We start from the raw sequence: 6,297 nt of genomic DNA, 5'->3' as shown, positions 1-6,297 counted from the left end.
GGGGGGCAATTTTAGCATCAGCCTGAAAGGACAGGACTCTTTTTTGCCGCTCCTTTGATAAAAATAGACGCTTAGAATGACTAAACTTACTATTTTTATCTTTGAATCGACTAAAAAATAGTCTCTGTCAGTGCATATTTGTGAATTATCAAACACGCCCTATCAAAAGTGATTGGTTTATAAGGATTTTTATGTACGATACGGGTCTTATGATAGGTCATTTTGAACCGCTACATTTGGGACAAATGCGCAGTATATTGGATGCAGCAGGTCAAGCTAAAACTTTGCATATCGTCATTACCAAGCACCCTTCGCCGCATCCAGACTTTGCTATTAGCTTAAAAGACAAGGCGCGCTGGCTACAGATGGCTTGTGCAGATCTGCCCTTTATAAAATTGCATATTACCGATGAGATCGATTTGCCAGTGCATGAGCATTTATATAGCCAAGCTAAAGACGTTGTTATAAACATTGAGAATAGTAATGCAAAGTTGCAGCGCTTGATTGATGATTTGGCTATACCTAGTGATACGCCGCTTTTTGTTGCTGAGAATCATCCATTGGCGCAGCCCATTATCAAAGAGCAGCTCATAATGGATATTATCACAACCCCATTGCAGCTTGAGTATGACTCCTACGCTATTGCTCACAATCCTGTGGCGCACTGGTGGGCGATTCACCCACAGGCGCGCGCTAACTATACCAAGACCGTCGCTATCGTCGGCGGGGAGAGCTCTGGCAAGACGACTTTGGTGCATAAACTGGCTAACTACTATGGTGCGACCTTTGTGCTTGAGATGGGGCGCATCTACGTCGGTACGGATTTGGGCGGACGGGAGCTGGGTTTGCAATATAGCGACTATACGCCGATCGTTATTAATCATGCTGAGGCCATACGCGCAGCAAAAGCGCAGGCGAGCGCGCCGATTACTATCGTTGATACTGACTTTGTGACGACGCAGGCTTTTTGTGAAGAATATGAGGGGCGCACGCATCCTTTTGTCGCCGCATGCATCGAGGAGCTGCGCTTAGATTATACGATTATGCTCGACAACAACGTGCCTTGGGTCGCTGATGGTATGCGTACACTGGGCGATCCTGACGCACGCGGGCGCTTTGAGCAGCGACTTATTGATATATTTGCACGTCACGACATAGAGCCGCATCTGATAGACGAGCCTGATTATGATGCGCGCTATCGGCAAGCGCTTATTTTTATCGATCAGCACATCTATAATAAAATGACTTAAAAAATAAAAACTTTATACCTTATAATCTCACGCTTTTATATCCTCAAGCCCTTATATTCTCAACTACTTTTAGGACAGCACCCTTATGCGCATTCAGCTACTAGACAACATCACAGGCAAATGGTCGATGCAATGGATCGTGACTTGGTTCATCTGCGGTATGATTGCGCTCTCAGCCGGATTTTGGCTCACCACAGACCATACTGGCTTAGATATTTTTTATTTGGGCGTGTCTTTTATTGGCTTGATTTGCGTGGTGTCGTTATCCTTTCGCAAAAACATTTTGGGCAATGGCTTTGGTATGGGAGCGACTGCTGGTGAAGTTATCGTGCAAGGAACGGCAGGCTCAGTGGGGTTAATGCTGGCGCCGCTTTTTAACTTTTTTACCCATTTATACGGCTTGTTTTACTGGTCAAAAAACACAGACGCTGATGGCGATATGATACCCAAATCAGCAAATAAGTGGGTTTGGCTCATCACTATTACCTTTATGGTGGTGGGTTTAGCCTTGTTTCCCACCATTAACGACTTACTTGCCAGCTATGGCTATGCAGTCGTTGAAGACGATAGTAGTCTGTTTTTAGGATTTATCTCGTTTTTTTGGATTAACGTTATTGCTTTTATTTTATCTATTACCGCGCAAACAGCGATGATTTTGCGTTACTCGTTTAACTGGTGGCTATGGATCATATCTAACTTTGTTTGGCTGACCGTCAATCTTATGACCGGTAATTATATCTTTGCTATTCAAACCATGGTTTATCAAGTCAATTCATTTGTCGGACTCTATGAGTGGTATCGTAGCGAGCGCGATTCGGTAAAAGTACCAGCTTAGAGCAAGATTAAGCTGCGTTTATGACCTTGGGGTTTACCAGATAACATGGTATAACGATGCAAATAGTGCTACAACTGACTGTATCCAATACTGTATTTTGCACCATTTATCTATTCACTATTACTTACTAACATGGAGGTTAGCATGTCTCGTACGTCACAAAAACGCATGTCTAAGCGCACGCTTGAGCAGTGGCTCTCTGAATACGCGGTCAGTCACCAAAACTTGGTCAACAAAAAAATTCACTGGATGGCAGTGCCTACAATCTTTGTCAGTATCTTGGGTATGGGCATGTCGCTATCGGTCTGGATTACTTTGGTACTCAGTGCGTTGGTCTTACTATTTTATATGCAGCTCTCAACGCCGCTGTTTTTGGCCATGGGTATCTTTATTCTGATTTGCTTGAGTGTGATGGCAACATTACCTATTGGCTTTAAAACGTGGGCCAGTATATTTGTCATCGCTTGGATTGGGCAGTTCATTGGTCATAAGATAGAAGGCAAAAAACCGTCGTTCTTTGAAGATTTACAGTTTTTATTGATTGGTCCTGCGTGGGTAGTCAACAGCTTAATGGGCGGAAAAAACAAGCAAACCGCTTGAGTTTTTGGCAATATAAGCCAGTAGGCCTTAATAAAATACTAGGCTTTAATAAGAGAGCGTCGATTGATTAAATATCGGTTGATGCTTTTTTTGTGAATGATGGATACACCTTTAGTCTAAAGTCTGTACGTCGTCACCGTTGACGAAAATAGCTGTCTTACCTGATAAATTAAAAACTCGTTAAAATCTTAATGTTTGAATTTTGGCACAGTTATTTTTTAATATATAGCCTATATAGTCAGTCCAATATAAAAAAGATACAGCGGGGCTAGAATGAATTTTTTGCAGCCTCTGTCTGCGTAGGCACAGCACGCCAGAAAAATTTATACTAGTCCCGCGTTTTTGAATAACGTATCCATTTTATCTAGTGTTAACTATACCATGCGACAAGTTGACAGGCTTTTATAATATTTTGGGCAAATTACTGCTATTATCTTATGTTTGATCCAAACAGACAACAGGATGTTTGAAACTGTCTGTCTTAACCTAATCAATCAACATATGGATGTGAGCATGGCAAACTGGTCAGAGGGCTACATTAGCGATATCGACTACACGTATGGTTATTACGCAGAGCTTAGCCCTAATAACGTAAAAATCCCATTTTTGATGGCAGGACTTGAGGCACCTAAATTTACGAGCGCCTGCGAACTTGGATTTGGTCAAGGTATGTCTATCAATGCCCATGCTGCCGCCTCAGATGTCAAATGGTACGGCACAGATTTTAACCCCTCCCAAGCCAGCTTTGCCAAAGAGCTTGCTGATATATCAGGTAGCGCAGCTCATATCTTTGATCAGTCCTTTGGTGAGTTCTGCAATCGCGAGGATTTGCCAGATTTTGATTTTATTGGTTTGCATGGTATTTGGTCTTGGGTCTCCAATGACAACCGCGACATTATTACCGACTTTATTCGCCGCAAGCTCAAAGTCGGCGGCGTCCTCTATATCAGTTACAACACCTTACCGGGCTGGGCGGCGGCCTCCCCTATACGTCATATGCTCACTGAGCACGACCATATGCATGGTAGCCGAGGTCAAGGCATAGGCAAACGTGTTAAGGCCTCCATCGAATTTACCCAAGATCTGCTCAAGCTCTGTCAGCCGCTCATACAGCAAGTGCCCTCTATTCCGCAGCGCTTAGAGGATATCAGTAAGCAAAACTCTAACTACTTGGCTCATGAGTACTTCAATCGTGAGTGGCAGCCGATGTATTTTTCTGAGATGGCAGATTGGCTCTCACCGACCAAGACCAATTTTGCGTGCTCTGCCAGCTTTTTGGAGGATTATAATCCAAGTAGCTATAACAATGAGCAGCTGGCATTTATCGAGACGCTAGATGATCCTATGTTCGCTCAAAGCGTCAAAGACTATATGCACAATAAGCAGTTCCGCCGTGATTACTGGGTCAAAGGCGCGCGCAAGATATCTGTGGCCAAATCAGAGCAGATCTGGCACCAATTACGTTTTAAGATGATTGCTAATGCTGAGAACATTAAATATGAAGTCAATGGCGCGGCAGGTACCATTGCACTGCGTGAGGATATTTTTAAGACGGTAGTGACCTTGCTTAGCGATCATAAAATACATCAAGTCGCAGACTTACAACAGCGGCTGCCTGATGACTTCGAGCAAAACTGGCTGTTTGAGTCGTTAGCCATTTTGCATGCTCAAGGTCATATTATCTTAGTGCAAGAGGATGCGGTCATCGAAAAGGTGCAAGAGCACTGCCGCAGGCTTAACGCTTATATCATGCAGCAAAGTCTCGTTAGCCCTGAACTTGCCGCTCTAGTAAGTCCCCTTACAGGCAGCGCGACAACTTATGGCAGGTTCCATCTTATCTTTTTGCACGCCTATATTCAGGGCAAGACAACGCGGAAACAATGGGTTGATTACGCTTGGCAAGCGCTCAAAAAAAATAATCAATTGCTGCTAAAAGACGGTAATACGCTACAAGAGGAAAAGGACAATATTGAGGAGCTCAACCAGATGGTAGATAGCTTTGAGAAAAACACCTTGCCTATCGTCAAGAGACTACAGATCGTTGACTGATCTGTAATCTCTTTTACGCAGATTTCAGACAAAAAAAAGCCTCACAACTTTATTAAAGTTGTGAGGCTTTTGCTCTGTACCTGCTTGTACACTATATCTGTGAGTACAGGAGCCATATTTGGAGCGGGAAAAGAGATTCGAACTCTCGACCCCAACCTTGGCAAGGTTATGCTCTACCACTGAGCTATTCCCGCATGATCAAAACGTAGTAGTTAAACTATTACCTCTCGATAGGCTGGCTATTTTAGCAACTATCCTGCTCATGTCAACCGCTATTTTTGCTTTTGATGACACAGGTCATAACCTACGATGACGAAATATACTCTATTTAGGGGTATCGCTTTGATATCATGATAAATTTTATCATGGATAAATTATAAAACGCCAACTATTCTCTGATAACTTTTTACTTTATGCTGCTTTTTATCCCTTATGCTCATCATTCTTTGTACGGATTGCTGATTTTGCAAAAGGGTACAGTGACATAATAGAGTAACTTTTACAATCTTAACTGAGCTTATAACATCATTATCATACTAAAAAATATATTTTTTTACTTTTGCTGCGCTTGACTTTTGCTATGCTTAATCTAATTTGAAGCGCTCGCTTTGGAACAACAGGTTAGTTATGTACTGGCTTTTATTCTTAAGTGACAGCTAGATTTTAGCTTTGTACCACTTTATTTTATTACGAGGATTACTATTATGAAAAAATTACTCACGACAACGGTAATGGCAGCATCGCTATCTGGTCTGGCGCTGACAGGCTGTACTAGTACGACCAATAGTGGCGCAGTTGGCGTTGATCGCCAGCAGTTACTGCTAGTCTCTAATGAGCAAGTATTGCAAATGTCAGCGCAGAGCTATGCTAAAACGTTGCAAGATGCCAAAAAAGCTGGTGTACTCGATACCAACGCAGCGCAGCTCAATCGTCTAAAGAACATCGCTAATCGTCTGGTTGGTCAAGTTGGCGTGTATCGTCCAGACGCGGCCAAATGGAACTGGGAAGTACATACGATTAAGTCTAATCAGCTAAATGCCTTTGTCATGCCAGGCGGCAAGATTATGTTCTACTCAGGTATTATTGATCGTCTCAACCTAAGCGATGATGAGATTGCCGCTATCATGGGTCATGAGATATCACATGCCTTGCGTGAGCATTCACGTGAGCGTATCTCGCGCCAGTATGCCACTCAGACGGGTATCGGCGTAGCAGCTAGCATTTTTGGCTTATCACAAGGTCAAGCAGAGCTCGCGAACGTTGCCGGTGATCTGGGTTTGAGTCGTCCGCACAGTCGCACGCAAGAGAGTGAAGCGGATCAGATCGGTCTTGAGCTCATGGCACGCGCAGGCTACAATCCGCAAGCAGCGATTACGCTCTGGCAAAAAATGCAACGCGCAAGCCAAGGTGAGCCGCCACAGTTTTTGAGTACTCACCCAACAAGTGGCAACCGTATCGCTGAGATACAATCATTATTGCCAAAGGTTATGCCGCTATATCAAAGATCGCGCCGTTAGTTTGTTCTACTAGTTAGTTTGTTCTACTAGTTAGTTTGTTCTACTA

The 6,297-nt window shown here is 43.4% G+C and carries 5 protein-coding genes and 1 tRNA gene; 5 read left to right on the top strand and 1 reads right to left on the bottom strand.

Going from position 1 to position 6,297, the window contains the following annotated elements:
• The first annotated feature begins 191 nt into the window (after positions 1-191).
• The 4 genes from nadR to ACTXGO_RS08405 all read left to right on the top strand — a co-directional run bounded on the left by nadR (position 192) and on the right by ACTXGO_RS08405 (position 4,734).
• Entirely contained in the window at positions 192-1,250 is a 1,059-nt protein-coding gene (gene nadR, locus ACTXGO_RS08420) for a multifunctional transcriptional regulator/nicotinamide-nucleotide adenylyltransferase/ribosylnicotinamide kinase NadR (protein ID WP_443543648.1), read from the top strand.
• A gap of 85 nt (positions 1,251-1,335) precedes the next feature.
• A complete protein-coding gene (pnuC, locus tag ACTXGO_RS08415; RefSeq protein WP_443543650.1) occupies positions 1,336-2,085 on the top strand; it encodes a nicotinamide riboside transporter PnuC in 750 nt (249 codons plus the stop codon).
• A 144-nt stretch (positions 2,086-2,229) separates the two neighbouring features.
• On the top strand, positions 2,230-2,685 hold the full coding sequence (locus ACTXGO_RS08410; RefSeq protein ID WP_317199144.1) for an Mpo1 family 2-hydroxy fatty acid dioxygenase: 456 nt from the start codon (positions 2,230-2,232) through the stop codon (positions 2,683-2,685).
• A gap of 513 nt (positions 2,686-3,198) precedes the next feature.
• Positions 3,199-4,734 carry a class I SAM-dependent methyltransferase gene (locus ACTXGO_RS08405; protein ID WP_443560319.1) on the top strand — a complete coding sequence of 512 codons (1,536 nt, stop codon included), beginning with the start codon at positions 3,199-3,201 and terminating at the stop codon, positions 4,732-4,734.
• Between the two features lie 119 nt (positions 4,735-4,853).
• On the opposite strand, the gene ACTXGO_RS08400 is transcribed toward ACTXGO_RS08405, so the two are convergent.
• A tRNA-Gly gene (locus ACTXGO_RS08400) sits at positions 4,854-4,928 on the bottom strand.
• Between the two features lie 510 nt (positions 4,929-5,438).
• Between ACTXGO_RS08400 and ACTXGO_RS08395 the strand changes: the two genes are divergently transcribed.
• Entirely contained in the window at positions 5,439-6,251 is an 813-nt protein-coding gene (locus ACTXGO_RS08395; protein WP_443543654.1) for a M48 family metallopeptidase, read from the top strand.
• Positions 6,252-6,297: the final 46 nt, after the last annotated feature.

This window comes from Psychrobacter sp. T6-1 (genome assembly GCF_052258445.1).
This window is presented reverse-complemented; position numbering and strand designations above follow the sequence as displayed.